1 protein-coding gene is annotated in these 1,600 nt (G+C 57.0%); it reads right to left on the bottom strand.

The window, feature by feature from the left end; all coding sequences use genetic code 11:
• Positions 1-89: 89 nt before the first annotated feature.
• Positions 90-1,511 (bottom strand): IS1182 family transposase, encoded by a 1,422-nt coding sequence (locus tag FV139_RS20980; protein ID WP_235898756.1) that lies wholly within the window; start codon positions 1,509-1,511, stop codon positions 90-92.
• Positions 1,512-1,600 lie beyond the last annotated feature (89 nt).

Genomic DNA, 1,600 nt, shown 5'->3' with positions numbered 1-1,600 from the left:
CAGACTGCTGACAAACCCCGGTTATTTAGCCGGGGTTTGTTGTTTTCGGAATACCACCGTCTTTGCTCGACGTCTCCGCGGAGACGCCGCTAGATTGTCCTGAACTGGCCAGAAGCCCGATAACCGGCGTTCTGTAGCCATTCTCGGCCTATCCAGAGCCAATAAAGAGCTGCCAGCAGGCGGGCAATCTTCTTCATATTCTGGCAGGCAGCGGCCAACAGACACTGCCCCTTCACGCGGCTGAGCCCCCGGTATCGGGCATAGCGGTGGCCATGCAACTCCTTGGCATCGGCAAAACTGCGCTCTACCGTTTCCTGCCGACGCTGATAGACCTTCCTTCCCCAGTCCGTGTAGCGATTCTGGTTGATCTCCTCCCGATCTTCTTCCCATACATGCCGTACCATCACCTTCTGGTGATTCCGGCTTTGCGTGCATTGGTCCCGCAACGGGCAGTCCTTGCAGATCTTGGGATTTGACTTGTACTCCCGGTAGCCGTCGCGGCTGGTGGTCGAGTACGGTAAGGTCTCCCCCTGTGGACAGCGGTATTCATCCGCAATCGGGTCATAGGTAAAGTGCCGCCGCTTAAATCGGCCTACCGGGGAGTGTGGCCGCTTGTAACCCACGACCCCGTCGATGCCGCGCTTGACCAGGCCATGGCAGATGGCCGCCGTGTTATAACCGGCATCCAGCCCTACCTTGATGGGATTCAGCTGGAAGCGCTCACATTGGCGATCCAGGCGTTCCAGATAAGGCCGGGCATCATTGATATTGCCGGGGGTTACATGGGTGTCAGTAATCAGGCCATGCTTGCCATCCACCGTACGGTGATCCAGGTAAAAGAAGCCCTCCGGCTTCTTGTCCCGCACCATGTAGCCAGCGTCCGGATCGGTATCGCTGATTTTGGTCGGCTTGGTGGCCACTGATTGGCTCCTGGCTTTTAACGGCTTCTTGCCGTGGGCCTGCCGGTCTGCCTCAATCGCTTCGTTCAACTCGTCCAGATACGCCATGGGAGTGATCGCCACTTCATGCGTACTGTGGCGATTCTTGTTGGCGCTGGCCTTGAGGTGGGTACTGTCTGTATACAGGGCCTTGCCACCAATCAATCCCTTCTCCAGCGCCTGCTCCACGATCTCATCGAAGATAGTCTGCTCGATATCCGTTCCCTCGAAACGGCGCCGGCGGTTCTGGCTGAAAGTGGAGGCGTTGGGCACGTTGTCGGTCAGATTCAGGCCCAAGAACCAGCGGTACGCCACGTTCACCTGGACTTCCCTGACCAACTGCCGTTCGCTGCGGATACCGAACAGGTAGCCGATAAAGAGCATCTTGAAGAGAAGGACTGGATCAATGGCAGGTCGGCCATTGTTCTCGCAATACATCGGGGCGGTGACTTCCCGGATGAACTCAAAGTCGATGTGCTGATCGATCAGCCGGAGCAGGTGGTCCTGCGGGACCAGTTCCTCCAGCGTGACCATCTCGAGGGTGTGTTGCTTTGGGGCTGGGTCTTTGAGCATTGAACTGCCCTTATCGTTATTACAGCCCCATTAAACAAAAGCCCCGGTCTTACGACCAGGGCTTTTGAAGGTACTTTGTCAGCAGTCTG

Source organism: Parahaliea maris (assembly GCF_008064665.1).
Taxonomy (GTDB): Bacteria; Pseudomonadota; Gammaproteobacteria; order Pseudomonadales; family Halieaceae; genus Parahaliea; species Parahaliea maris.
This window is presented reverse-complemented; position numbering and strand designations above follow the sequence as displayed.

Bases quoted from the DNA above. Each gene is read 5' to 3' on its own strand.
- FV139_RS20980 (WP_235898756.1), bottom strand. From the start codon at position 1,511: ATGCTCAAAGACCCAGCCCCAAAGCAACACACCCTCGAGATGGTCACG.